Source organism: Streptomyces cyaneofuscatus, assembly GCF_042718795.1.
Classification (GTDB): Bacteria; Actinomycetota; Actinomycetes; order Streptomycetales; family Streptomycetaceae; genus Streptomyces; species Streptomyces cyaneofuscatus_A.
The window spans coordinates 15,907-41,493 of record NZ_JBHXOX010000043.1 but is presented as its reverse complement, the minus strand read 5'-3'; the positions used below and the strand labels follow the sequence as shown (position 1 = coordinate 41,493).

Sequence of the window (25,587 nt, the reverse complement as noted above, 5' to 3'; positions counted from 1 at the left end):
GTACGTGGACTACTTGCGCATGACCTCGGGCTCGTGGCGGCGCAGCAGCCGGGCGACGGCGAAGGCGCAGAGGAGGCCGAGCACCAGCAGCACGAAGATGTTGATCCCCCACTGGGTCGCCGTGGCCTCCCAGAGCGGGTCCAGGTCGGTCGGGTTCTTCGGGTCCCACGGCGGCATCAGATTGGCCAAATCCAGGGTCGTACCGGCCGCGGCCACGCCCCAGCGGGACGGCATCAGCCAGGTGAGCTGCTCCAGGCCGGGCGTCCCGTACACCTGGAAGAGGACCCCGGTGAAGACCAACTGGACGATCGCGAACATGACCAGCAGCGGCATGGTCATCTCGGACGTCTTGACCAGCGCGGAGATCATCAGGCCGAACATCATCGAGGTGAACCCGAGGGCCACGATGGAGATGCAGATCTCGACGGCCGGAGACATGAACAGCCCCTCGGCCGGCAGCTCACGGGCGGCGAAGCAGATACCGCAGAGGATCACGCTCTGGAAAGCGGTGATCACGCCGAGCACGATCACCTTGGACACCAGATAGGCCGAGCGGGAGAGGCCGGTGGCCCGTTCCCGTTCGTAGATGACGCGCTCCTTGATCAGTTCTCGTACGGAGCTGGCCGACCCGGCCAGGCAGATGCCGACCGCGAGGATCAGCAGGATCATCCCGGCCTTGCCGTTGAACTGGGTCGGCGGGGTGGGCGGGGCCAGTCCGAAGTCCGCCGGGATGACCGCGGCCAGCACACCGATCACCGCGGGCAGCGCCACCATCAGGCCGAGGAAGGCCTTGTCGGAGGCGATGACGGAGGTGTACCTGCGCACCAGGGTCCAGAGCTGCGTCCCCCAGCTCTGCGGCTTCGGGGGCCGCATCTGCTGGGGCGGCGGCATGTGGACGGACTGCGCGGCGACGGCGTCGATGTCGGCGGCGTACATCTGGTAGTGCTGCGAACCGCGCCAGCGACCCGCCCAGTCGTAGTCGCGGTAGTTCTCGAAGGCGGAGAAGACGTCGGCCCAGGAGCTGTAGCCGAAGAAGTTCAGCGCCTCCTCCGGCGGACCGAAGTACGCGACGGCGCCGCCGGGCGCCATCACGAGCAGCTTGTCGCAGATGGCCAGCTCGGCCACGGAGTGCGTGACGACGAGGACGGTACGGCCGTCGTCGGCGAGGCCGCGCAGCAACTGCATGACGTCGCGGTCCATGCCCGGGTCGAGACCGGAGGTCGGCTCGTCCAGGAAGATCAGCGACGGCTTGGTCAGCAGCTCCAGGGCGACCGAGACGCGCTTGCGCTGGCCGCCGGAGAGCGAGGTGATCTTCTTGTCCTTGTGGATGTCGAGCTTGAGCTCGGCGAGGACCTCGGTGATCCGGGCCTGGCGCTCGGCCTCGGTGGTGTCCGCGGGGAAGCGGAGCCTGGCCGCGTACTTGAGCGCCTTGGTGACGGTCAGTTCCTTGTGCAGGATGTCGTCCTGCGGGACCAGACCGATGCGCTGGCGCAGCTCGGCGAACTGCTTGTACAGGTTGCGGTTGTCGTAGAGGACGTCGCCCTCGTCGGCGGGCCGGTAGCCGGTGAGCGCCTTGAGGAGGGTGGACTTTCCGGAGCCGGAGGGGCCGATGACCGCGACGAGCGACTTCTCCGGGACGCCGAAGGAGACGTCCTTGAGGATCTGCTTGCCGCCGTCGACCGTCACCGTGAGGTGGCGGGCGGAGAAGGAGACCTGACCGGTGTCGACGAACTCTTCCAGCCGGTCGCCGACCAGGCGGAACGTCGAGTGGCCGACACCGACGATGTCGTTCGGGCCGATGAGCGCCGAGCCGGACCTCTGGAGCGGCAGACCGTTGACGTACGTGCCGTTGTGCGAGCCGAGGTCGCGGATCTCGAACCGGCCGTCGGGCGTCGCGTGGAACTCGGCGTGGTTACGGGAGACCTGGAGGTCGGAGACGACCAGCTCGTTCTCCAGGGCACGGCCGATGCGCATGACCCGGCCGAGCGCCAACTGGTGGAACGTGGTCGGGCTGCGGTCGCCGTAGACATGCGGAGCACCCGCGCCGCCGCCCTGGGCCGGTCCGCCTCCGTGGGCCGGGGCGGGCGGCTGGGCCGGGCCCTGCTGGTGCGGAACCTGCTGGTACGGGGGTTGCTGCTGGGGCTCCGGCGCCTGCTGCTGCCACGCCTGCTGGGGCGGGGGCTGGTGCTGCGCGGGGGCCTGGTGCTGGGCGGGTGCCTGGTGTCCGGGCCAGGCGCCGCCCGCCTGCGCGGGCTGCTGGTGCGGCTGGTGTTGCTGGTGCGCGGGGGCCTGGTGGGCTGCGGCGGAGGGCTGACCGCCGTGAGCGCCGGCGCCGGCGGTGAGATTCAGCCGCGGGCCGTCCGTCGCGTTGCCCAGGCGTACGGCGGAGCCGGGCCCGATCTCCGTCCGCTGGATCCGCTGCCCCTGCACATACGTGCCGTTGGTGGAGCCGTGGTCCTCGATGAACCAACTCCGGCCGCCCCAGCTGATCGTGGCGTGCCGCCACGAGACCCTGGCGTCGTCGATCGTCACGTCCCCCTGCGGGTCACGCCCCAGGGTGTACGGCCTGGACGGGTCGAGCGTCCAGGTGCTGCCATTCAATTCCAGTACGAGTTCCGGCACTCCGCGCCCCACTTGTCGTCCCCCGATTTTCCCCCGTCGCAGGGAGTCTAGGGATGCTGAACATCGTGGGGAACTATTCCAGGAGCAGTCCCTTATCCGAAAGTCGGGCCGGTGAGGACGGGCCGCGAAGCGGAGAAGTAGTGCGATCCCGAAACAAAGGGGACAGTCGGCGGAAAGCCCCGTGCCGTCCGTCCGGCCCTCGGGACGGGCAGCCGGACGCGGCCGCCGGACCGATACGGTGGGAACACCATGAGCGCATCTCAGCCACCTCAGCCTCCCTCCTCCCCCGAGCTCCCCGAGCCCTCTCGGACCGGCGGCGAGTCCGCCCGGGACAGCGAGGAGTCCCCTCCTCTCGTGGACAACACACCCACACTTCTCGTCAAGATCTTCGGCAAGGACCGCCCCGGCATCACGGCCGGGCTGTTCGACACCCTCGCCGCGTACTCCGTCGACGTGGTGGACATCGAGCAGGTCGTCACCCGGGGCCGCATCGTGCTCTGCGCCCTGGTCACCTCGCCCACCGCGGGCGGGACGACCGAGGGCGACCTGCGGGCGACCGTGCACAGCTGGGCCGAGTCCCTGAAGCTGCAGGCCGAGATCATCTCGGGCACGGGTGACAACCGGCCCCGCGGTTACGGCCGTTCCCATGTGACCGTGCTGGGGCACCCGCTCACCGCGGAGTCGACCGCCGCCATAGCGGCCACGATCACCTCGACCGGCGGGAACATCGACCGCATCTTCCGGCTGGCGAAGTACCCGGTCACGGCCGTGGAGTTCGCGGTGTCGGGGACGGAGACCGCGGAGCTGCGCACCGCGCTGGCGACCGAGGCCGCCGAGATCGGCGTGGATGTCGCGGTGGTCTCGGCCGGGCTGAGCCGGCGGGCGCAGCGGCTGGTCGTGATGGACGTGGACTCCACGCTCATCCAGGACGAGGTGATCGAGCTCTTCGCGGCCCACGCGGGCTGTGAGGACAAGGTCGCCGAGGTCACCGAGCAGGCGATGCGGGGTGAGCTGGACTTCGAGCAGTCGCTGCACGCCCGGGTCGCGCTGCTGGCGGGGCTGGACGCCTCGGTGGTGGACAAGGTGCGCGCCGAGGTGCGGCTCACGCCCGGGGCCCGGACCCTGATCCGCACGCTGAAGCGCCTCGGGTATCAGGTGGGCGTCGTCTCGGGCGGCTTCACCCAGGTCACGGACGACCTGAAGGAACGTCTCGGCCTCGATTTCGCCTCCGCCAACACCCTGGAGGTGGTGGACGGCAAGTTCACCGGCCGGGTCGTCGGCGATGTGGTGGACCGGGCGGGGAAGGCCCGGCTGCTGCGGAGCTTCGCCGAGCAGGCGGGGGTGCCGCTGGCGCAGACGGTGGCCATCGGGGACGGGGCGAACGACCTCGACATGCTGAACACGGCGGGGCTCGGGGTCGCCTTCAACGCCAAGCCCGTGGTCCGCGAGGCGGCGCACACCGCGGTGAACGTGCCGTTCCTGGACACCGTGCTCTATCTGCTCGGCATCACCCGTGAAGAGGTCGAGGCGGCGGACGGCCTGGTCGACTGACGGTCGCGGCAGCGTACGGAAGAGGGCCCCGGCACGGGATGCGTGCCGGGGCCCTGCGCGTTCAGGTGTGCCGGTGGGGCCGGGGCACTCAGTCGTTCGGTGTCCAGTACTCGGTGAGCCTGCCCGCCCCGTGCTCCACGCTCTTCCAGGAGCCGGGGAACTCCACCACGGCGTAGGACGCCGTCGGGAAGCCGTCCCGGGTCATCCGGGCCAGGGTGTCGCCCTCGGCCGAGCCGGAGAGGGCGTCGGCGGCTCCGTGCATGCCCGGGTTGTGGCCGATGACCAGGAGGTTGCGGACGTCGTCCGGGGTCTCGTTGAAGAGGGCGATCAGTTCGCCGAGGGAGGCCTCGTACAGCCTCTCCTCGTAGACGGTCCGGGGGCGCTGGGCGAATTCGTGGACCGCCAGCTTCCAGGTCTCCCGGGTCCTGACGGCGCTGGAGCACAGGGCCAGATCGAAGTCGATACCGGAGTCGGCGAGCCTGCGGCCGGCCACGGGCGCGTCCTTACGACCGCGCTCGGCCAGGGGGCGCTCATGATCCGCGTTCTGCGACCATTCCGCCTTGGCATGCCTGAGAAGGACGATCCTGCGAGGTGTCTCGACGCTCATACACCTCAGCTTCGCATGAAACGCGGCCTCTGGCGCAGGGTGTTGACGGGCTCATCCGGAAGGTTGACACGCCGGTCCGGGACGGGTTCGCCGCCACGCGTGGATCAAGGGGCGAGCAGGTGGAGCGTGCGCTCGATCAGCTGTCCGAGGGCGGGGGCGGGGGTGGCCGCCTGCGCCTGCCCCGGGCTCATGATCATGAGCAGCAGAGCGGCGAAGGCGACGGTCGGGAGCGCCACGGCCCACCACGGCAGCCGTATCTCCACATGGTCGGCGGCGGGCCGGGACGGGGTCGGTCGGCCGGCGGCGGCCGGTACGTGGGACCTGGGGTGCGCAGGGACCGGCATGTCCGCCTCCGTGGGGTATTCGGTTCGTTACCGAAGAACCTACGGAACGGACCGGGCCGGTCCCATCCGGTGATCCACCCGCTTCACCCTGACCCTGGCCCCCTAGGGGACAGGGGGGCCAGCCCCACCATGGGCGGGGCGGCCGGGCGTCAGGGCGAGGCGATCGAGGCGATCACACCGATGACCACCGTGACGAGAAGCATCGCCCCGAAGACGAGGAGGAGCTTCTTCTGACCGTTCTTGGGATGCGGATCGAGCACTGGCATGGAGCCAGTCTCGCATCTCAGCATTCGTCCTCGATGGTCCGGTCCCGCCCCGCCAGCACCCCGGCCACCATCTGCGGGATCATCAGGCCCGCCATCAGGGCGATCGGCAGCCCCCAGCCGCCACTGTGCTGGTAGAGGACGCCGACGAGCAGCGGGCCCGGGATCGAGAGCAGGTAGCCGGTGGACTGGGCGAAGGCGGAGAGCCGGACCACGCCCGCCCCGGTCCGCGACCGCATGCCGATCATGGTGAGGGCGAGCGGGAAGGCGCAGTTGGCCACCCCGAGCAGCACCGCCCAGACCCACGCACCGGCGGCCGGGGCCAGGTAGAGGCCGCCGTAACCGATCAGGCCGCACAGGCCGAGGACGACGACGATGGGGCCCTGCTGCCTGAGCCGGCCGGCGACCCGGGGGATGACGAAGGCGAGCGGCACGCCCATCGCCATGGTGACCGCGAGCAGGACACCCGCCGTACCGGCCGAGACCCCGGCGTCGCGGAAGATCTGCGGCATCCAGCCCATGGTGATGTACGCGGCCGTCGCCTGGAGCCCGAAGAAGCAGGCGAGCCCCCAGGCGGTCCGGCTGCGGGTGATCCGGAGCGCCGGGGCGTCGGCGGGGTGTGCGGCAGCCGATCCGGGGACAGGCGTCCCGGGCGCCGGGGTCCGGTCCCGTACGAGGACGATCCAGGGCAGCACCGCGAGGGCCGCGAGCACGGCCCAGACGGCCAGCCCGGACTGCCAGCTCCCGCCCATCGCGCTCGTCAGCGGCACAGTGACGGCGGCGGCCAGCGCCGTGCCGAGGGCCAGGGCCATGGAGTAGAGGCCGGTCATGGTGCCGACGCGGTCGGGGAACCAGCGCTTGACGATCACCGGCATCAGGATGTTGCTGACGGCGATGCCCATCAGGGCCAGCGCGCTGGCGGCCAGGAACCCGGCGGTGGAGCCGATGTACGGGCGGATCACCAGGCCGGCCGCGATGGCGGCCATGCCCGCGCAGACGACGGCGCCCGCCCCGAAGCGGCGGGCCAGGCGGGGCGCCATGACCCCGAAGACCGCGAAGCAGAGCGGCGGTACGGAGGTGAGCACGCCCGCCACGCTGCCGCTCATGTGCAGCCCGTCGCGGACCTCTTCGAGGAGGGCGCCGAGGCTGGTGATGGCGGGGCGGAGGTTCAGGGCGGCCAGGACGAGCCCGACGGCGATCAGGCGCAGCAGCCAGGGGGCGGGGGCCTCGACGGCTCCGGGGAGTCGCGGGGCCGGAGGGCCGGCGGGGGTGCGCGCGGCGGCGCCGCGGTTCAGGGTCTGGGTCTGCGTCTCGTCGTCCGGCATGAGGCCATCATAGAATCATGGGATGATTGGTTGTCCAATCGCACGGAAACCATCGGATCCCCGGATCCCCCGGCCCCTCCGGCTTCCCTGAGAGAATCCGGCCCGGACCTGACAGCTCACGAGCAAGGAGCACCATGGCGCTGACGTCCCCCCGGCGTTCGGCACTCTCCGACCAGGTGATCGCGGAGTTGCGGAACCAGATCACGTCGGGCGAGTGGCCGGTCGGTTCGCGGATCCCGACCGAGCCGGAGCTGGTCGAGCAGCTCGGCGTGGCCCGCAACACCGTGCGCGAGGCGGTGCGGGCCCTGGCGCACAACGGGCTGCTGGACATCCGGCAGGGCTCCGGCACCTATGTGATCGCCACGAGCGAGCTGGCCGGGGTGATGCACCGCCGCTTCGCCGCCGCCGACCCGCGCCACGTGGCGGAACTGCGCTCGACGCTGGAGTCGTCGGCCGCCCGGCTCGCCGCCGTACGCCGTACCGAGCGCGATCTGCGGCAGCTCGACGCCCTGATGGCGCGGCGGGAGGAGGCGTGGGCCTCGGGGGACGCGGAGGCGTTCGTGGCGGCCGACGCGACGCTGCACCTGGCGGTGGTCGCCGCCTCGCACAACGACGTCCTCACCGAGCTCTACGCGGACCTCGGGGATCTGCTGCGCGACTATCTAAGAGATGACGTGGGCCCCGAGCTGCGCCCGGAGAACCATATGGATCACGCGCGACTGGTCGAGGCGATCCGCGCCGGGGACGCGGAGACGGCGGCGGCCGAGGCGGCGAGCCACGCGCTGAACTGCCTGGCGGACCGGGTGTAGCGACTCCCCCGGGCGTACGCCTCAGAAGCGACTCCCCCAGGCGTACGCCTCAGAGCGGCGCCGGACGGTGGCTGACCCAGGCGGTCGCGATCTCCTTCCAGCAGCGGTCCTCCAGCCGCACGGTCCGCCCCGGCGCCACCGCCACCGCCGCGCCGTCCGCGTCGACGTCCCACCAGCGGGCGCACTCGGTGTGGAGCTGGACCAGGTCGGTGGAGGGGAAGGGGTTGTGGCAGTACGCGACGACCCGGGAGCCCTCGATCGCCGTACGACACTCGGAGCCGGCCGGTTCGGGCTCCGGGGGCGCCACCGGCGTACCGGAGTCGGCGCCACGGGCGACGTGGACCCCCAGGGGTACGGCGAGTGCGGCAACGGCCGCCGACGCGGCCAGCAGGAGACGGGTGCGGCGACGCGTGGGGCGCACAGCGATCTCCCTCCCGCAGCCTGACCAGAAGTCCGGTTCCTCCACATTCTGCGGTGGAACGTCGGACTTTTCGACCGGAGCGGTGGCGGGGAGTCACGGACGGCGACGGCCTCCGGCCGCGTACCGCCGCCAGGAGCCAGGAGGGGGTACGCGGCCGGAGGCCGTCATCGGAGGCTGCGCGCGGTCAGGCGCCCATCATGTGCACGCCGCTGTCGACGTGGATGATCTCGCCCGTCGTGCGCGGGAAGAAGTCGGAGAGCAGCGCCACGACGCCGCGGCCGGCCGGCTCCGGGTCGGACATGTCCCAGGCGAGCGGGGCGCGGGTGTTCCAGACGTCGGCCAGCTCCGAGAAGCCCGGGATGGACTTGGCGGCCATGGAGCCGATCGGGCCGGCGGAGATCAGGTTGCAGCGCAGCCCGTCCTTGCCCAGGTCGCGGGCGAGGTAGCGGGAGGTGGCCTCCAGCGCGGCCTTGGCCGGGCCCATCCAGTCGTACTGCGGCCAGGCGTACTGGGCGTCGAAGGTGAGGCCGACGATCGAGCCGCCCTCGCTCATCAGCGGCTTGCAGGCCATGGCCAGCGACTTCAGGGAGAACGCCGAGACGTGCATCGCGGTGGCGACGGACTCGAACGGGGTGTTGAGGAAGTTGCCGCCGAGCGCGTCCTGCGGCGCGAAGCCGATGGAGTGGACGACGCCGTCCAGCGAGCCGAGCTCCTCGCGGACCAGGCCCTCCAGCCGGTCCAGGTGCTCCTGGTTGGTGACGTCCAGCTCGATGACCTTGGCCGGCTTCGGCAGCTTCCTGGCGATGCGCTCGGTCAGGGTGGGGCGGGGGAAGGCGGTGAGGATGACCTCGGCGCCCTGCTCCTGGGCCACCTTCGCGGTGTGGAACGCGATGGACGACTCCATCAGCACCCCGGTGATGAGGATGCGCTTGCCGTCGAGAATTCCGCTCATGGTGATCAGTGACCCATGCCCAATCCGCCGTCAACGGGGATGACGGCTCCAGTGATGTACGACGCGTCGTCGGAGGCGAGGAAGCGCACGGCGGCGGCGATCTCCTCGGGCCGCGCGTAGCGGCCCAGCGGCACCTGGGACACGATGCCCTTGCGCTGCTCCTCGGTGAGCGCCTGGGTCATGTCGGTGTCGACAAAACCGGGGGCGACGACGTTGAACGTGATGTTCCGCGAGCCGAGCTCCCGGGCCAGCGACCGGGCGAACCCGACCAGTCCGGCCTTGGAGGCGGCGTAGTTCGCCTGGCCCGCCGAGCCGAGGAGGCCGACGACGGAGGAGATCAGGACGACGCGGCCCTTCTTGGCGCGCAGCATGCCGCGGTTGGAGCGCTTGACGACCCGGAAGGTGCCGGTGAGGTTGGTGTCGACGACGGAGGTGAAGTCCTCCTCGGACATCCGCATCAGCAACTGGTCCTTGGTGATACCGGCGTTGGCGACCAGCACCTCCACGGGACCGTGCTTCTCCTCGATCTCCTTGTAGGCCTGCTCCACCTGCTCGGCGTCGGTGATGTCGCAGCGGACCGCGAGGACACCGACCTCGGTGAGGGCCTGGGGAGGCTCGCCCGAGCGGTAGGTGATCGCTACCTGGTCGCCGTTGTCGGCGAAGGCGCGGGCGATGGCGAGGCCGATGCCCCGGTTTCCTCCGGTGACGAGAACCGAGCGGCTCAACGGATCACCCTTTCCTTGGCGGTGTGGTGCGTACCCTCTGGCGGTCGAGTACGTCGAAAACCTATCGGTACCGTGCGCCGATCGAGGAATCGGGCCCTGACAGTGGCTTGTCCGGGGTGCTGTGGGGTTCCTACAGTTCGCACGGTTGCGTGCCGGGCACACCTGTCCGCGATATCCCCGGCTCTCCCCGCCTTCCGCATGGTTCACTGCCGTCGTGTATCGAGAAGGGAATTCCCTGTGCCCCACGAGGTAGATCAGTCATTCCTGGCCCTGCCGCTGCGCGCGCTGGCCGACGCGGCGCTCGCGCGGGCGCGCGCGCTGGGCGCCACGCACGCCGACTTCCGGCTGGAGCGGGTACGCAGCGCCTCCTGGCGGCTGCGGGACGCCCGGCCGGCCGGGGCTTCGGACAGTACGGACCTCGGGTACGCGGTGCGGGTGGTGCACGGCGGGGCCTGGGGGTTCGCCTCGGGCGTCGACCTGACGATGGACGCGGCGGCGAAGGTGGCCTCGCAGGCCGTGGCGATGGCGAAGCTGTCGGCGAAGGTGATCGCGGCCGCCGGGTCCGACGAGCGCGTCGAGCTGGCGGACGAGCCGGTGCACGGCGAGCGGACCTGGGTCTCGGCGTACGACGTCGACCCGTTCTCCGTACCGGACGAGGAGAAGGCGGCGCTGCTCGCCGAGTGGAGCGGGCGGCTGCTGGGCGCGGACGGCGTCGCGCATGTGGACGCGTCGCTGATGACCGTCCATGAGAACAAGTTCTACGCGGACACGGCCGGGACCGTCACCACTCAGCAGCGGGTGCGCATCCAGCCGCAGTTCACGGCCGTGGCGGTGGACTCCACGACCGGTGAGTTCGACTCCATGCGGACCATCGCCCCGCCCGCCGGGCGCGGCTGGGAGTACCTGACCGGGACCGGCTGGGACTGGGACGCCGAGCTGGAGCAGATCCCCGCGCTGCTGGCGGAGAAGATGCGGGCGCCGAGCGTCGAGGCGGGGACGTACGACCTGGTCGTCGACCCGTCGAACCTCTGGCTGACCATCCACGAGTCGATCGGCCACGCCACCGAGCTGGACCGGGCGCTCGGTTACGAGGCGGCGTACGCGGGCACGTCGTTCGCCACCTTCGACCAGCTCGGCAAGCTCGCGTACGGCTCGCCCGTCATGAACGTGACCGGTGACCGCACCGCCGAGCACGGCCTCGCGACCATCGGGTACGACGACGAGGGCGTCGAGGCGCAGTCCTGGGACCTGGTCAAGGACGGCACCCTGGTCGGCTACCAGCTCGACCGCCGGATCGCGAAGCTCACGGGTCTGGGCCGGTCCAACGGGTGCGCGTACGCGGACTCGCCGGGCCATGTCCCCGTACAGCGCATGGCGAACGTGTCGCTCAAGCCGGACCCGGGCGGGCTGTCGACGGAGGACCTGATCGGCGGGGTGGAGCGCGGTATCTACGTGGTCGGCGACCGGTCCTGGTCGATCGACATGCAGCGCTACAACTTCCAGTTCACCGGGCAGCGGTTCTTCCGCATCGAGAACGGCAAGCTCGCCGGGCAGTTGCGCGATGTGGCGTACCAGGCGACGACCACGGACTTCTGGGGCTCGATGGAGAAGGTCGGCGGCCCGCAGACGTACGTGCTCGGCGGCGCGTTCAACTGCGGCAAGGCCCAGCCGGGCCAGGTCGCGGCGGTCTCCCACGGCTGCCCCTCCGCCCTCTTCCGAGGCGTGAACATCCTCAACACGACGCAGGAGGCCGGACGATGAGCCGCGTCAGCAAGCCGTACGAGATCGTCGAGCGGGCCCTGGAGCTGTCCACCACGGACGGTCTGGTGGTCATCGCCGACGAGCACTCCTCCGCCAACCTGCGCTGGGCGGGCAACGCGCTCACCACCAACGGGGTGACCCGGGGCCGGACCCTCACCGTCATCGCGACCGTCGACGGGGGCCAGGGCACGGCGTCCGGCGTCGTCTCCCGGTCCGCCGTGACCGCCGACGACCTGGAGCCGCTGGTACGGGCCGCCGAGGCCACCGCCCGGGGCGCCGGTCCCGCCGAGGACGCGCAGCCCCTGGTCAGCGGGGTCCCCTCGTCGCCCGACTTCACGGACGCGCCCGCCGAGACCGGCTCGGAGGTCTTCGCCGACTTCGCCCCGGCCCTCGGTGACGCCTTCGCCCGGGCCCGTTCCGGTGGCCGCGAGCTGTACGGGTTCGCGAACCACGAGCTGACCTCCACCTACCTGGGTACGTCGACGGGGCTGCGGCTCCGCCACGACCAGCCGACCGGGACGCTGGAGCTGAACGCCAAGTCGCCGGACCGGACCCGTTCCGCGTGGGCGGGCCGGTCGACCCGGGACTTCAAGGACGTCGATCCGGCGGCCCTGGACGCGGAGCTGGCGCAGCGGCTGCGCTGGGCGGAGCGGCGGATCGACCTGCCCGCCGGGCGGTACGAGACGCTGCTGCCGCCGACCGCCGTCGCGGACCTGCTGATCTACCAGCTCTGGTCGTCCACCGCACGGGACGCGGTGGAGGGCCGGACGGTGTTCTCCCGGCCGGGCGGCGGAACCCGGCTCGGCGAGACCCTGGCTCCGCTCCCGCTGACCCTGCGCAGCGGCCCGCACGCGCCGGGTCTGGAGTCGGCGCCGTTCGTGATCGCCCACTCCTCCGGTGACAGCGGTTCCGTCTTCGACAACGGGCTGCCGCTCGCCCCGACGGACTGGGTGCGGGACGGGAAGCTGGAGCGGCTGACGACGACCCGGCACACCGCTGCTCTCACCGGGCTGCCGGTCGCCCCGGCCATCGACAACCTGGTGCTGGACGGGGGCGGTGAGCGGTCGCTGGAGGAGATGGTGGCCGCGACGTCCGGGCGGGCGCTGCTGCTGACCTGCCTCTGGTACATCCGGGAGGTGGACCCGGCGACGCTGCTGCTGACCGGGCTGACCCGGGACGGCGTCTATCTGGTGGAGGACGGCGAGGTGGTCGGCGAGGTGAACAACTTCCGCTTCAACGAGTCGCCGGTGGACCTGCTGTCGCGGGCGTCGGAGGCGGGCCGTACGGAGAAGACGCTGCCGCGCGAGTGGGGCGACTGGTTCACCCGGGCCGCGATGCCCGCGCTGCGCATCCCGGACTTCAACATGAGCTCGGTCAGCCAGGGGGTGTGACCCGCCTAGACTGACATCTCCATCTCTACCTTCGTTAGGAGCACCGGAACCGTGACGGACATCGTCGACGAGCTGAAGTGGCGCGGGCTGTTCGCCCAGTCCACTGACGAGGACGCATTGCGCAAGGCTCTCGCGGACGGTCCCGTCACCTTCTATTGCGGCTTCGACCCGACGGCGGCGAGCCTGCACGTGGGGCACCTCGTGCAGGTCCTCACCGTGCGCCGACTCCAGCAGGCGGGGCACCGCCCGCTCGCCCTGGTCGGCGGGGCCACCGGTCAGATCGGTGACCCGCGCCCGACCGCCGAGCGCACGCTGAACGACCCGGAGACCATCGCGGCCTGGGTGCAGCGGCTGCGGGAGCAGATCGAGCCCTTCCTCACCTTCGAGGGCCCGAACGCGGCGACGATGGTCAACAACCTGGACTGGACCGCGGGGATGTCCGCGATCGAGTTCCTGCGGGACATCGGCAAGCACTTCCGGGTCAACAAGATGCTCACCAAGGACTCGGTCGCCCGCCGGCTGGAGTCGCAGGAGGGCATCAGCTACACGGAGTTCAGCTACCAACTGCTCCAGGGGATGGACTTCCTGGAGCTGTACCGCCGCTACGGCTGCGTCCTCCAGCAGGGCGGCAGCGACCAGTGGGGCAACCTCACGGCCGGTATCGACCTGATCCACCGCCTGGAGCCGGGCGCCACCGTGCACGCGCTGGCGACGCCGCTGATGGTGAAGGCGGACGGGACCAAGTTCGGCAAGTCCGAGAGCGGTGCCGTCTGGCTGGACCCGGAGATGACCACGCCGTACGCGTTCTACCAGTTCTGGCTGAACGTGGACGACCGGGACATCTCGCGCTACCTGCGCATTCTCAGCTTCAAGAGCCGTGCCGAGCTGGAGGAGCTGGAGAAGCTGACCGAGGAGCGGCCGCAGGCGCGTTCCGCGCAGCGGGCGCTGGCCGAGGAGCTGACCACGCTGGTGCACGGCGGGGCGCAGTGCGCGGCGGTCATCGCGGCGTCGAAGGCGCTGTTCGGCCAGGGTGATCTGGCCGAGCTGGACGAGGCGACGCTGAGCGCGGCCCTCTCCGAGGTGCCGCACGCGCAGGTCGCCGAGCTCGGTCCGCTGGTGGACCTCCTGGTGGAGGTCGGTCTCGCACCGAGCAAGTCGGGTGCCCGGCGCACGGTCAAGGAGGGCGGCGCGTACGTGAACAACGTGAAGGTCGCCGACGGCGAGGTCGCGCCGAACGCCGCGGAGCTGCTGCACGGGCGCTGGCTGGTGCTGCGCCGGGGCAAGAAGAACCTGGCGGCCGTGGAGGTCGTCCCGGCCGGCTGATCCTTCCCGCCGGATCGCTGCACAGCGCCGCGGCCGGACACGCGTCTTCTCGCGTGTCCGGCCGCGGCGCTGTCGCGTAGTTGTGCCTCGGGTCAGGTTCTGCGCCTGTTGCCCCGGATCGACTGCCAGGCCATGTCGCCGACGGCGACGACCGCCACGGCACCGGCCAACTGGAGCAGATGGCGGATCCAGTCGATGCCCTTGGTGTCCTCGACGCCGATCCAGCCGGCCACGGCATTACCGAGGATCGAGCCGAGAATACCGAAGATGATCGTCAGCCAAATGGGAATATCCTGCTTGCCCGGCAGGATCGCCCGTGCGATGACACCGAGCACCAGGCCCACGATGATTGCCCACAACCAGCTCATTTCGCCTCCTCGTGCGGCGCGGAGTGCGCGTCCGGCCAGTCTTGGACGGCCGACGGCGGGCCGCACTCCGGGCGGGGCCGTCCGGGTGGGGCGCCGCCCCGGGGTCAGCGGGGCAGCGCCCCGGTCTTCGGTACGCCGGCCGCTCGGCGTACCGTGGATGCGGCCCGGTCCCGGAGCGTCCGGCACAGAGATCTGGTGGTGGAACACATGCTGCGGAAGAGCGACGAGGTGGGGGTCTTCCGGATCACGGAGGCCCGTCAGGGGCTGGCCGACGATGTGCGGGGCAGGCAGCGGCGCTATGTGATCTCGATGTCCGTGCGTACGGTGTCGGTGGTGCTGGCCGCGGTGCTGTGGAACGTGGAGCGGCATGTCGCGATCGTGGCGCTCGTCTTGGGGGTGCTGCTGCCGTACGTGGCGGTGGTCATCGCCAACGCGGGCCGGGAGAACGCTCCTTCGCTGCCGTCGGCGTATCTCACCGCCCCCGCGCGGCCCGCTCTGGAGGCCGCTCCGGCCGCCGGTCACGCCGAGTCCGCGGACCCCGAGGGGCGGGCCGGGCGGGTACCCCCGTCACAGGAGCACAACTGAACCCAGGCGTACCGCGAAGCTCAGGAAAAGCTCAGATCAATCATGACGTTCCGGTGCACCGCACCCCGGTGCCCGTGACATACTTCAGAGGCGCTCCGCATCCCCCGTCGGAGCGATGGACCGACGCCGGGCAGCTCCCCCCGTGGCTGCCCGGCGTCGCCGTTTCTCCGGCCGGGGATGCGTCGTTCAGCGTGCGGAGCACCTGACCGAGGTCGGATCGCACCTGACTCAAGGTCCGGTCGCACCTGACTTAGGCTGGGTGCCGTGATCTTCCCCGAGACATCCGCCGAGAGCGCCGCCGGTGCCCCGATCTGTTCCGCCAAGGGCTGCCGGGCCGACGCGGTCTGGGTGCTCGCCTGGAACAACCCCAAGCTGCACACGCCCGAGCGGCGCAAGACCTGGTTGGCCTGCGACGAGCACCGGGAGCATCTGTCGCAGTTCCTGGGCGTACGAGGCTTCCTCAAGGACGTCGTGGCGCTCGCCGACTGGGAGTCCGGACCCGGAGCGGGCTGAGCGTCAGCCGCCGATCGCCGACATCGGGCGGTCCGGCTGCAGGAACGACGGGTCGTCCAGTCCGGAGCCCGCCTTCTTGCCCCACATGGCGACCTTCCAGAGCCGGGCGATCTCCGCGTCCGGCGCGTCCGAGCGCAGCGCGGAGCGCAGGTCGGTCTCCTCGCGGGCGAAGAGGCAGGTGCGGATCTGACCGTCGGCGGTGAGCCGGGTGCGGTCGCAGGCGCGGCAGAACGGGCGGGTGACCGAGGCGATCACGCCCACGCGATGCGGGCCGCCGTCGACGGTCCAGCGCTCGGCGGGGGCGGAGCCGCGGGCTTCGTCGTCCTCGGCGGTGAGGGTGAAGCGGGTGCGCAGCGAGGCGAGGATGTCACCGGCGGTGATCATACCGTCGCGCTTCCAGCCGTGCTGGGCGTCCAGGGGCATCTGCTCGATGAAGCGGAGCTCGTAATCGTTGGCCACGGCCCAGGCCAGCAGCTCGGGGGCCTCGTCGTCGTTGAGTCCCGGCATCAGGACGGAGTTGACCTTCACCGGGGTGAGGCCGGCCTCGCGGGCGGCTTCGAGGCCTTCCAGGACGTCCTTGTGGCGGTCCCGGCGGGTGAGGGTCTTGAAGACGTCGGGACGCAGGGTGTCCAGGGAGACGTTGACCCGGTCGAGGCCGGCGGCCTTCAGGGCGGCGGCGGTCCGCTTGAGCCCGATGCCGTTGGTCGTGAGGGACATACGGGGGCGCGGGGTGAGCGCGGCGCACTGCTCGACGATGGAGACGAGGCCGGGGCGGAGCAGGGGCTCGCCGCCGGTGAAGCGGACCTCGGTGATGCCGAGGCTGGTGACCGCGATGCGGATCAGGCGGACGATCTCGTCGTCCGAGAGCAGCTCGCTCTTGCCGAGCCACTGCAGGCCCTCTTCCGGCATGCAGTAGGTGCACCGCAGATTGCACTTGTCGGTCAGTGACACGCGCAGGTCGGTGGCGACCCTGTCAAAGGTGTCGATGAGCACGGTGGCTCTCCTCCCCGGTGGTGTCGGTGCGGTGGGCGTGGTGTCGGTTCGGTCGATCTCTTTCGAGCCTACGTGAGACCGCTGACATCGCGGGGGCCCGTTTGCCACGAGGTGCGGCCGGGCCGCGTCGTAGGACTCTACGACGCGGCCCGGACCAGGGGGTGGGTGATGCACCGAACGGCTCGGTGAATTCCTTCTCTCAGTGCGCTCCGGTGCCGGTGAGGGACTTGACCTCCAGCTCGGCGTACTTGTCGGCGTCGGGCTTCTCCTTGCCGATCACCGAGCCGAGCCAGCCGAGCAGGAAGCCCAGCGGGATCGAGATCAGGCCAGGGTTCTCCAGCGGGAACCAGGCGAAGTCGACGCTCGGGAACATCGAGGTCGGCTTCGAGGAGACGACCGGCGAGAAGAGCACCAGCAGGACGGAGGAGGAGAGCCCGCCGTAGATGGACCAGAGGGCCCCCTGGGTGGTGAACCGCTTCCAGAAGAGGCTGTAGAGGATCGTCGGCAGGTTGGCGGAGGCGGCGACCGCGAAGGCGAGGGCCACCAGGCCGGCCACGTTGAGGTCGCGGGCGAGCGCGCCGAGCGCGATGGAGACGATGCCGATGGCGACGGTGGCCCAGCGGGCGGCGCGGACCTCCTCCTTCTCGGTGGCCTTCCCCTTGCGGATCACGTTGGCGTAGATGTCGTGCGCGAACGACGAGGAGGAGGCGAGGGTGAGTCCGGCGACGACGGCGAGGATGGTCGCGAAGGCGACGGCGGAGATCACCGCGAGGAGGATGGCGCCACCGGTGGATCCGGAGCCGCCGCCGATCTCCAGGGCGGCGAGTGGTGCCGCCGTGTTGCCCGCCTTGTTCGAGGCGATGATGTCGTCGGGGTTGAGGATCGCCGCGGCGCCGAAGCCGAGCACGATGGTCATCAGGTAGAAGGCGCCGATGATGCCGATCGCCCAGTTCACGGACTTACGGGCGGCCTTGGCGGTGGGCACGGTGTAGAAGCGGATCAGGATGTGCGGCAGGCCCGCGGTGCCGAGGACCAGGGCGATGCCGAGGGAGATGAAGTCCAGTTTCGAGACGCCGGTGGCGCCGTACTTCAGGCCGGGCTCCAGGAAGGCGGCGCCCTTGCCGCTGTTGCTGGCGGCGGTGCCGAGCAGGTCGGAGATGTTGAAGTTGAACTTCAGCAGGATCAGGAAGGTGATGAGCAGGGTGCCCGCGATGAGCAGGACGGCCTTGACCATCTGCACCCAGGTGGTGCCCTTCATGCCGCCGATGGTGACGTACAGGATCATGAGTACGCCGACCAGGGCGACGATGACGATCTTCCCGAAGTCGCTGGTGATGCCGAGCAGCAGCGAGACGAGGACGCCGGCGCCGGCCATCTGGGCCAGCAGGTAGAAGATCGAGACGACGATGGTGGACGTACCGGCGGCGGTACGGACGGGGCGCTGGCGCATCCGGTAGGCGAGGACGTCGCCCATGGTGTAGCGGCCGGAGTTGCGCAGCGGTTCGGCGACCAGGAGCAGGGCGACGAGCCAGGCGACGAGGAAACCGATGGAGTAGAGGAAGCCGTCGTATCCGAAGAGGGCGATGGCGCCCGCGATGCCCAGGAAGGACGCCGCGGACATGTAGTCGCCGGATACCGCGAGCCCGTTCTGGAAGCCGGTGAACTGGCGGCCGCCCGCGTAGAAGTCGGAGGCGCTCTTGGTCTGGCGGCCCGCCCACACGGTGATGGCGAGGGTCGCCACGACGAACGCGGCGAACAGCGTGATGATCAGCGGCCGGTGTTCGCTCGCGCCTTCGGTGGCGGCGAGCTGGACGGCTGGATAGAGGGTGTGGGCGGCGCTCATACGTCGGCCTCCATACGGGACTTGATCGCTTCGGCCTTCGGGTCGAGCTTGCTGGCGGCGTGCCGGGAGTAGAGCACGGCGATGAGGAAGGTGGTGGCGAACTGGGCGAGGCCGAGGACGAGCGCCATGTTGATGTTGCCGACGACCTTGGTGCTCATGAAGCCGCCCGCGTAGTTGCAGAGCAGGACGTAGAGCAGGTACCAGGTGACGAAGGCGATGGTGAGCGGGAAGGCGAAGGAGCGGAACGAGCGGCGCAGGTCGGCGAACTCGGCACTCGCCTGCACCGCGTTGAACGCCTCGGTGGTGGGCTGGGCCGGGCTGGTGTCGGAACGGCCCTCGGGCGGCGGTGCATCGGTAGCCACGGAATCTCCTCGCGACGCGGGTGCGGTGATCTGGGGGACGGTGGGTGTCATAGGGAGGCCTCGATACCGGGGGACGGTGATGTGCCTCCTGGACAACGGCACGGAGGGCGCGACGAAGCGGTTCACCGGATCTTTCGCCTTCTCGGCCTCATCCCGGTGACCGGAAGCCGCTGCGTCCCGGTGGCCTGAAGTCACCCGTACACATTCGGCCGCACGGTGCACTCTTCGAACTCACTTGCCCCAAATCGTTGATGTGCCGGGAAGATCAGCGATAGCTTCACTCGTCATGTACGCGACCGAACACGCCAGGTGTCCGGTCGACCGGCACGGATGATGTGGAGAACCCATGGCTCATCTGGCATCGAGACGGACCCGCGCGCTCGCGCTGCCCGTCGGACTCGCGCTCGTCGCCTCGCTCGGCTTCCTGCCGGCGGCGTCGGCCACGGCGGCGCCCATCGGCGCACCGGCCACCGCGACCCCGCGGACCGACGGGCCGAAGCTGAGTTACGTCGTCAACACCGGCAGCGGCCGCACCGCCGTGGCGCAGGTGAAGAAGGCCATCACGCAGGCCGGCGGCACGGTCGTCATCGCCTATGAGCAGATCGGCGTCGTCGTCGCCCACTCGCAGAACCCGGCCTTCGGCGAAACGATCCGCCGCGTACGGGGCGTGCAGTCGGCGGGCGCGACCCGGACCAACCCGATCGTGCCCCAGGCAACCAAGGACGTCGGCGCCATAGCGCAGCCGCTGACCGAGGCCCAGGCGGCGGCCGCGGCCGCACAGGCGACGGCGGAGGAGGACCCGCTGGAGCCGCTGCAGTGGTCGCTGCCCGCGATCAAGGCGGACAAGGCGCACCAGAAGTCGCTCGGCTCGAAGAAGGTGACGGTCGCCGTCATCGACACGGGCGTGGACGACACCCACCCGGACCTGGCGCCCAACTTCGACCGCGCCGCCTCCGTCAACTGCGTCACGGGCGCCCCGGACACCACCGACGGCTCCTGGCGGCCGGCGGCGGGCGAGAGCGACCACGGCACGCACGTGGCGGGCACCATCGCCGCGGCGAAGAACGGCTTCGGCGTGACGGGGGTGGCCCCGGGCGTGAAGGTCTCCGGCATCAAGGTCTCCACCCCGGACGGGTTCTTCTACACCGAGGCCGTCGTCTGCGGCTTCCTCTGGGCGGCCGAGCACGGCGTCGACGTGACGAACAACAGCTACTACACCGACCCGTGGCTCTTCGCCTGCAAGAACGACCCGGACCAGGGCGCCCTGGTCGAGTCGCTGACCCGCGCCGCCAAGTACGCCGAGCGCAAGGGCACGGTCAATGTCGCCGCCGCGGGCAACGCCCGCCACGACCTGTCCTCCGACACCATCGAGGACCGGACCAGCCCGAACGACACCGAGCCGGTCACCCGGACGATCGACCCGCAGGTCTGCCCCGACGTCCCGACCATGCTCCCGGGCGTCGTGACCGTCTCCGCGACGGGCGCCAAGGGTCTGAAGTCCTCGTACTCGAACTACGGCAAGGGCGTCATCGACGTCGCCGCCCCCGGCGGTGACTCGACGATCTACCAGACCCCCGAGCCGCCGGCCGTCAACGGGCTGATCCTCTCGACGCTGCCCGGCGGCAGGTTCGGCTACAAGGCCGGTACGTCGATGGCGTCCCCGCACGTCGCGGGCGTCGTGGCCCTGATCAAGTCCCGCCACCCCTACGCCTCACCGGCCGCGGTGAAGGTGCTGTTGGGCCTCCAGGCGGACGCGAAGGCGTGCGGCGAACCGTACGACTACAACGGTGACGGGGTCATCGACGCGGTCTGCGAGGGCGGCAAGAACTACAACGGCTTCTACGGGGCCGGAGTGGTGGACGCGCTGGACGCGGTCCGCTGGTAGGCGGATGACGGAGCGATGAGATGAGTAGGGGCCCGGGGGATCTCCCCCGGGCCCCTACTCGTACCTCTGTCTCCGTACTCCTGTCTCCGTACTCCGTACTCCTGGCTCCTACGGGCGGTCGGCCCGCCCCGCCCTCAGCACCCCGAGGGCCAGCAGGAGCTGCGCGGCGATGTAGGTGAGCATCACCCAGAAGTCGGGGGCGGGCAGCCGGGGCCACTCGGCGATACCGGTGGCGATGAGGGCGTCGGAGAGCAGGAAGAGCGCCCCGCCGGCCGCCGCGTACCGGCCGAGGACGCCGGCCCGCCACGCCATGGCGGTGAGCAGCAGGCTGTACCCGGCCACCGGTACGCGCAGGTCGGCCGGGAGGTCGGACCAGATCAGGACGAGGAAGACGGCGAGGACGACGGCGTACGCGATCCCTGCGGCCAGGGACGCTCGGGTCCGGGCCCGTCCCCGCCCGAACAGTGTCAGGTAGCAGACATGGCCGACGGCGAAGGAGCCCATCCCGAGGAGGAACGCCAGGTCGTTGTCGGCGAGCAGGAACACGTCCCCGCCCCACCCGAACAGCAGGGCCGCGATGAGCAGCCGGGGCCCGCCCCGGACGGCGGCGTACGCGGCGAGCAGCGGCATCAGCAGCGGCTTGGCGACCAGGTGGACGGTGTCGAGACCGGCGAGGAGCCCGGCGAGGTCGACGACGGCGGCGAGGAGAAAGGCGATGAGGAGGGGCCGGGCGAACCGCCCGGCCCGCCCTGCCGTCTCCGGCCGGGCGGGGCGGGACGCGGTGGCGCTCATCGGGTGGGTTCCGGGGCGGCGACCTGCGCGGGCACGGGGGCGGGCGCGGGTGGATCGACCGTTACGGCAGCGGGCTTCGGAGCGGGCTGCCAGCCCGGCCCCCGGAAGACCCGCCCTGCCCGCTCGCTCCAGCTCTGCGCCGCCCGGACGTCCCGGGCGATGGCGGCGTACTCATGGGTGGCCACGCGCAGCGGGTTGTTGGTGGCGATGTTCTTGGTGAGCCCGTAGACGGGCCGCTCGGTCTCGGCCGCGAAGGAGCCGAACATCCGGTCCCAAATGATCAGGATGCCGCCGTAGTTGCGGTCCAGGTAGCTGCCCTGCGAGGCGTGGTGGACGCGGTGGTGGGAGGGCGTGTTGAGGACGTACTCGAAGGGGCGCGGGAGCTTGCCGACGCGCTCGGTGTGCACCCAGAACTGGTAGACGAGGTTGGCCGACTGGCAGAACGCGAGCGCCGCCGGGTGGACACCGCAGGCGATCAGCGGGAGGTAGAAGGGCCACGAGGTCGCGGAGGTCCACGGCTGGCGCAGTGCGGTGGTGAGGTTGAACTTGCGGCTGGAGTGGTGGACCACATGGCAGGCCCACAGGATCCGGATGACGTGGTGGCCGCGGTGGGACCAGTAGTAGAAGAAGTCCTGGACCAGGAGCATCAGCAGGACGGTCCACCACACGACGGGCACCCGCAGCGGCGTCAGTTCGTAGACGCCCATGTAGACGGCGAGAATGGGGATCTTCCACAGCAGGTCGAACCCGAGGCTGCCGAGCCCCATGGTGACGCTGGTGGCGGCGTCCTTGGTGTCGTAACCGGCCGCGTCCTCGTCCGGATGAAAGCGGTAGCTCACCATCTCGATCACGGTGAGCAGCACGAAGGCCGGTATTGACCACAGCACGACATCGGGCAGGTTCGGCTCCATGCGAGCACCGTAGGGCCGCCCGTCGGTGAGGGCTAGATGGTGTTACCCACAAGTATGCGAGATCTGGTGTCAGCAGTCTTTGGCACCTTCTGCCAAGGGACCGGCCGTAGGATTTGCGGACTGCGTATCGCCGAGGGGGAGGAACGCACGTGTCCGGTACGGAAGTTGCCCTGATTCGGCTGGCCACCACGGTGCTCGGGGCGGCCACCAAGACGTTACTGACCCCCAGACCTGGCGCGGGCCTGGTCCCGGACCCGGTCCGCCCGCTCCCCCGCCCCGCGAAGCCGGACCGGCTGGCGAAGGTGCTGGCGGGGCGCATGTCCGAGGCGTACGCGGACCTCCCCGAGCATGAGCGGCTGGCCGCACTCGACTCCGTACAGGACACGTTCGCGGCGGGTGACCTGACGGCCGACCGGCTGTTCGCGTCGGAGCTGGACCCGGAGCGGCTGCGGGCCGAACTGTCGGCCCCGGCCCCCGGCCTCTCGGCACGCGCCTGCGACCTGTACGAAGACCTCCTCGGCCGCTGCTGCGCGCATCTGGTGGACCAGCTCACCGCCCACCCGTCGTTCGCGGCGCGGGCGGCGGTGGAACAGGTCCGGGCGGCGGGGTGGACGCGGAAGCTGGTGGCGGAGGTACGGGACCGGGTCGGCCCGCGCCCGGACGCGGCGGACCTGGAGTTCGAGGGGCGGTACGCGGAGTTCGTGGCGGCGGCCAACAGCCGGGTGGAGCTGTTCGGGTTGACGCTGGGGCGGTCGGCGGGCGGGTGGCCGCTGGAGACGGCGTACATCGGTCTTGAGGTCAGCGGCGAGTACGGGACCGCGGACCGGCACGGTCTGGATCATCCGATGCGGACCACGGTCAGGATCGAACAGGCTCTCGCCGAGCGGGGCCGGCTGCTGCTGCGCGGACCGGCCGGCTCCGGCAAGAGCACGCTGGTGCAGTGGCTGGCGCTGAACGCGGCCCGGCAGTCGTTCGGGAGCGAGCTGGCCGACTGGAACCGCTGCGTCCCCTTCGTTCTTCGTCTGCGCGCCTTCACGACCCTGGAGGTCCTGCCCGCCCCGGAGGAGTTCCTGCGCGCGGCGGGTGTCCCGCTGCACGGCTCGGCCCTGGCCGGCTGGGCGGACCGGCTGATGCAGAAGGGCCGGGCGGTGGTGCTGGTCGACGGGGTCGACGAGGTGCCGGAGCGGCTGCGCAAGCGCACGGAGCGCTGGCTGAAGGACCTGATCGTCGCCTACCCCCGGGCCAAGTACGTCGTGACGACGCGGCCGTCGGCCGTGCCCGAGACCTGGCTCTCCGCTTCCGGCTTCGAGCCGCACACCCTGCTGCCGATGCGCCAGGAGGACGTACGCGCGTTCATCGGCCACTGGCACCGGGCGGCACGCTCGGAGTGCCGGTCCGAGGAGGAGCGGGCCGAGCTAGACCGGTACGAGCACGCCCTGCGCCGGGCCGTCGGGACCCGCCGGGACCTGGGGCTTCTCGCGACGAACCCGCTGATGTGCGCCCTGCTCTGCGCACTGAACCGGGACCGACGGATGCAGTTGCCCCGGGCCCGCAAGGAGCTGTACGACGCGGCGCTGGACATGCTGCTGGTCCGGCGGGACACCGAGCGCGAGATCGTGGGCGTGGAGGGCGTCGACCTGACCCGCGAGGAGCAGACGGCCCTGCTCCAGCGCCTCGCGTACTGGCTGATCCGCAACGGCCTGGCCGAGGCCCGGCAGGACGAGGCGGTGGCCATGATCGCGGACTGGCTGCGGGCCATGTCCCAGGTCCGGGGCACGCCCGTGCAAGTCTTCGCCCATCTCCTCAACCGCAGCGGCCTCCTCCGTGAACCGGCCCCGGGTTCGGTGGGTTTCGTGCACCGCACCTTCCAGGACTACCTGGGCGCCAAGGCCGCGGTGGAGGCCCGGGACTTCGGCGTCCTGGTCCGCCATGCGCACGAGGACCAGTGGGACGACGTGGTGCAGATGGCGGTGGGGCACGCGCGCCCGGACGAGCGGGCCGCGCTGCTGACGTCCTTGCTGGAGCGGGCGGGCGCGGAGCCGGAGTGGGAACACCGGTTGGTTCTGCTGGCGGCGGGGAGTCTGGCCCATGCGCCGGAGCTGGACGCGGGGGTACGGGCAGGAGTGGAAGCGCGGACGACGGGGCTGCTGCCGCCGGACGGCGAGGAGAGTGTTCGCGAGCTGGCCAAGGTGGGTGATCTGGCGCTGGAGCTGCTGTCGTCGATGGTGGACGTGCTGACGGAGACGGAAGCGGCCGCGGTGGTGCGGACCGCTGCGGCGGTCGGCAACGAGGCGGCGTACGAGCTCGTGAAGCACTTCAGGGACGACGAGCGGGGCTGGGTCGCGAATGCGCTGTCCTCGGCCTGGGAGCGGTTCGACGCGGAGGTCTTCGCGCGGGAGATCATGGCTGCCCGCACCTGGGACGACAAACCCGTGATGGTCAAGACCGATGCTCAACTCTCCGCGCTGGGCCGCATCCCGCGTCTGTTCAACGTGCACCTGACGGGCGACCACCAGGATCTGTCTCCGGTGACCTCCCGGCCGCAGGTGAAGCGGCTGTTCATCTACGGCAACAAGCAGATCGCCGACGTGGCCCCGCTCGCGGCGATGCCGCAGCTACGCGAGATCGGCCTGAGCAACTGCCCGCAGATCCGGAGCTTCGAGCCGCTCGCGCGGCCTGGAGTGGAATGGCTCTCCCTGGTCGAACTCCACCCGTCGCTCGACCCGTTGCCTCTCACGGGCATGCCGGATCTCCGCTACCTGACACTCGGCCACCCCTTCCTCCTGGAGAGCATCGGCGAACTCCCCGTGTGCGACCAGGTGACCGGACTCGACCTCATGCAGCAGACCCGGCACGTGAACCTGGAGGGCCTGGAGCTCTGGGCGAGCCTGCGGTTGCTGACCCTGTACGGCCCGACACATCTGCGACAGCTCAGCCGCATGCCGGCTCTGCACGGTTTGGAGAGTCTGCGCCTCGTCCACCTGTCCGACCTCGATCTGCACCTGACAGAGCCCCTGGCCTCGCTGCGGGAGCTCCTCCTGTTCCCGAGCGACACAGTCCCCGACCTCGCACCACTCACCGTGCTCCCATCGCTCGAAACACTCGACCTTTACGGCCCGCTCCTGTTCGACCTCACCCCCCTCCGCGCCTGCGAGAACCTCACCATCCACCTGGCTCACCACACCCACGCAACCGGCACCGAACTCTTCCCGCCCGAGCGCATCGTCCGCCTCCCCTGACC

At 70.7% G+C, this 25,587-nt stretch carries 23 protein-coding genes; 9 read left to right on the top strand and 14 right to left on the bottom strand.

The genetic code is table 11. The features are described from left to right. Positions 1–9 precede the first annotated feature (9 nt). Entirely contained in the window at positions 10–2,634 is a 2,625-nt protein-coding gene (locus tag ACFWRT_RS34835) for an ABC transporter ATP-binding protein/permease (protein WP_380954926.1), read from the bottom strand. A 237-nt stretch (positions 2,635–2,871) separates the two neighbouring features. On the opposite strand from ACFWRT_RS34835, the gene serB reads away from it, so the two are divergent. Then, positions 2,872–4,173 carry a phosphoserine phosphatase SerB gene (serB, locus tag ACFWRT_RS34830; RefSeq protein ID WP_380954924.1) on the top strand — a complete coding sequence of 434 codons (1,302 nt, stop codon included), beginning with the start codon at positions 2,872–2,874 and terminating at the stop codon, positions 4,171–4,173. Positions 4,174–4,261: 88 nt separating this feature from the next. On the opposite strand, the gene ACFWRT_RS34825 is transcribed toward serB, so the two are convergent. The 4 genes from ACFWRT_RS34825 to ACFWRT_RS34810 all read right to left on the bottom strand — a co-directional run bounded on the left by ACFWRT_RS34825 (position 4,262) and on the right by ACFWRT_RS34810 (position 6,712). Beyond that, positions 4,262–4,780, bottom strand: coding sequence for a SixA phosphatase family protein (locus ACFWRT_RS34825; protein WP_380954923.1), 519 nt, complete (start codon positions 4,778–4,780; stop codon positions 4,262–4,264). 104 nt (positions 4,781–4,884) lie between these two features. After that, the gene (locus ACFWRT_RS34820; RefSeq protein ID WP_380954921.1) at positions 4,885–5,124 is read right to left on the bottom strand and encodes a hypothetical protein; all 240 of its coding nucleotides are present in this window, start codon (positions 5,122–5,124) and stop codon (positions 4,885–4,887) included. Positions 5,125–5,273: 149 nt separating this feature from the next. Continuing rightward, the gene (locus ACFWRT_RS34815; protein WP_380954919.1) at positions 5,274–5,390 is read right to left on the bottom strand and encodes an SGM_5486 family transporter-associated protein; all 117 of its coding nucleotides are present in this window, start codon (positions 5,388–5,390) and stop codon (positions 5,274–5,276) included. A gap of 17 nt (positions 5,391–5,407) precedes the next feature. Next, positions 5,408–6,712, bottom strand: a complete 1,305-nt coding sequence (locus ACFWRT_RS34810; RefSeq protein WP_380954918.1) for a CynX/NimT family MFS transporter — start codon at positions 6,710–6,712, stop codon at positions 5,408–5,410. 134 nt (positions 6,713–6,846) lie between these two features. Here ACFWRT_RS34810 and ACFWRT_RS34805 point away from each other — a divergent pair, with 134 nt between their 5' ends. After that, positions 6,847–7,521: a FadR/GntR family transcriptional regulator gene (locus tag ACFWRT_RS34805; RefSeq protein ID WP_151510353.1), complete on the top strand. Its 675-nt coding sequence runs from the start codon at positions 6,847–6,849 to the stop codon at positions 7,519–7,521. A 49-nt stretch (positions 7,522–7,570) separates the two neighbouring features. Here the strand turns inward: ACFWRT_RS34805 and ACFWRT_RS34800 are convergent, their stop codons facing one another. From ACFWRT_RS34800 to fabG, 3 genes are all read right to left on the bottom strand, one after another. Then, positions 7,571–7,942: a hypothetical protein gene (locus ACFWRT_RS34800; protein ID WP_380954917.1), complete on the bottom strand. Its 372-nt coding sequence runs from the start codon at positions 7,940–7,942 to the stop codon at positions 7,571–7,573. 184 nt (positions 7,943–8,126) lie between these two features. Continuing rightward, complete coding sequence (fabI, locus tag ACFWRT_RS34795; RefSeq protein WP_380954916.1) at positions 8,127–8,894, bottom strand: enoyl-ACP reductase FabI; 768 nt, start codon at positions 8,892–8,894, stop codon at positions 8,127–8,129. 5 nt (positions 8,895–8,899) lie between these two features. Further along, the gene (fabG, locus tag ACFWRT_RS34790) at positions 8,900–9,619 is read right to left on the bottom strand and encodes a 3-oxoacyl-[acyl-carrier-protein] reductase (protein ID WP_380954914.1); all 720 of its coding nucleotides are present in this window, start codon (positions 9,617–9,619) and stop codon (positions 8,900–8,902) included. 237 nt (positions 9,620–9,856) lie between these two features. Between fabG and ACFWRT_RS34785 the strand changes: the two genes are divergently transcribed. From ACFWRT_RS34785 to tyrS, 3 genes are read left to right on the top strand one after another with little or no spacing between them, the layout of a single operon-like run. Continuing rightward, positions 9,857–11,380, top strand: coding sequence for a TldD/PmbA family protein (locus ACFWRT_RS34785; RefSeq protein WP_380954912.1), 1,524 nt, complete (start codon positions 9,857–9,859; stop codon positions 11,378–11,380). Beyond that, entirely contained in the window at positions 11,377–12,771 is a 1,395-nt protein-coding gene (locus ACFWRT_RS34780; RefSeq protein WP_380954911.1) for a metallopeptidase TldD-related protein, read from the top strand. The genes ACFWRT_RS34785 and ACFWRT_RS34780 overlap by 4 nt, the downstream gene beginning before the upstream one ends. Before the next feature lie 51 nt (positions 12,772–12,822). After that, positions 12,823–14,094 carry a tyrosine--tRNA ligase gene (tyrS, locus tag ACFWRT_RS34775; RefSeq protein WP_380954910.1) on the top strand — a complete coding sequence of 424 codons (1,272 nt, stop codon included), beginning with the start codon at positions 12,823–12,825 and terminating at the stop codon, positions 14,092–14,094. A gap of 92 nt (positions 14,095–14,186) precedes the next feature. Here the strand turns inward: tyrS and ACFWRT_RS34770 are convergent, their stop codons facing one another. After that, the gene (locus ACFWRT_RS34770; protein ID WP_317822264.1) at positions 14,187–14,462 is read right to left on the bottom strand and encodes a GlsB/YeaQ/YmgE family stress response membrane protein; all 276 of its coding nucleotides are present in this window, start codon (positions 14,460–14,462) and stop codon (positions 14,187–14,189) included. 207 nt (positions 14,463–14,669) lie between these two features. On the opposite strand from ACFWRT_RS34770, the gene ACFWRT_RS34765 reads away from it, so the two are divergent. Together ACFWRT_RS34765 and ACFWRT_RS34760 are read left to right on the top strand one after the other, a co-directional pair. Beyond that, positions 14,670–15,047 (top strand): DUF3099 domain-containing protein, encoded by a 378-nt coding sequence (locus ACFWRT_RS34765; RefSeq protein ID WP_380954909.1) that lies wholly within the window; start codon positions 14,670–14,672, stop codon positions 15,045–15,047. A 264-nt stretch (positions 15,048–15,311) separates the two neighbouring features. Further along, a complete protein-coding gene (locus ACFWRT_RS34760) occupies positions 15,312–15,560 on the top strand; it encodes a hypothetical protein (RefSeq protein ID WP_018512246.1) in 249 nt (82 codons plus the stop codon). Between the two features lie 3 nt (positions 15,561–15,563). On the opposite strand, the gene moaA is transcribed toward ACFWRT_RS34760, so the two are convergent. From moaA to ACFWRT_RS34745, 3 genes are all read right to left on the bottom strand, one after another. Further along, positions 15,564–16,553 carry a GTP 3',8-cyclase MoaA gene (moaA, locus tag ACFWRT_RS34755; protein WP_380954907.1) on the bottom strand — a complete coding sequence of 330 codons (990 nt, stop codon included), beginning with the start codon at positions 16,551–16,553 and terminating at the stop codon, positions 15,564–15,566. Positions 16,554–16,752: 199 nt separating this feature from the next. Beyond that, a complete protein-coding gene (locus ACFWRT_RS34750) occupies positions 16,753–18,396 on the bottom strand; it encodes a solute symporter family protein (protein WP_380954905.1) in 1,644 nt (547 codons plus the stop codon). Then, positions 18,393–18,758: a DUF485 domain-containing protein gene (locus ACFWRT_RS34745; RefSeq protein WP_018512243.1), complete on the bottom strand. Its 366-nt coding sequence runs from the start codon at positions 18,756–18,758 to the stop codon at positions 18,393–18,395. Before ACFWRT_RS34745 ends, ACFWRT_RS34750 begins: the two co-directional genes overlap by 4 nt. 346 nt (positions 18,759–19,104) lie before the next feature. On the opposite strand from ACFWRT_RS34745, the gene ACFWRT_RS34740 reads away from it, so the two are divergent. Beyond that, the gene (locus tag ACFWRT_RS34740; protein ID WP_380954903.1) at positions 19,105–20,643 is read left to right on the top strand and encodes a S8 family peptidase; all 1,539 of its coding nucleotides are present in this window, start codon (positions 19,105–19,107) and stop codon (positions 20,641–20,643) included. Between the two features lie 108 nt (positions 20,644–20,751). Here ACFWRT_RS34740 and ACFWRT_RS34735 read toward each other — a convergent pair whose 3' ends face one another. Beyond that, positions 20,752–21,435: a lysoplasmalogenase gene (locus tag ACFWRT_RS34735; protein ID WP_380954901.1), complete on the bottom strand. Its 684-nt coding sequence runs from the start codon at positions 21,433–21,435 to the stop codon at positions 20,752–20,754. Next, positions 21,432–22,346 carry a sterol desaturase family protein gene (locus ACFWRT_RS34730; RefSeq protein WP_380954900.1) on the bottom strand — a complete coding sequence of 305 codons (915 nt, stop codon included), beginning with the start codon at positions 22,344–22,346 and terminating at the stop codon, positions 21,432–21,434. Before ACFWRT_RS34730 ends, ACFWRT_RS34735 begins: the two co-directional genes overlap by 4 nt. Positions 22,347–22,495: 149 nt before the next feature. Here ACFWRT_RS34730 and ACFWRT_RS34725 point away from each other — a divergent pair, with 149 nt between their 5' ends. Further along, a complete protein-coding gene (locus tag ACFWRT_RS34725) occupies positions 22,496–25,585 on the top strand; it encodes an NACHT domain-containing protein (RefSeq protein ID WP_380954899.1) in 3,090 nt (1,029 codons plus the stop codon). Positions 25,586–25,587 lie beyond the last annotated feature (2 nt).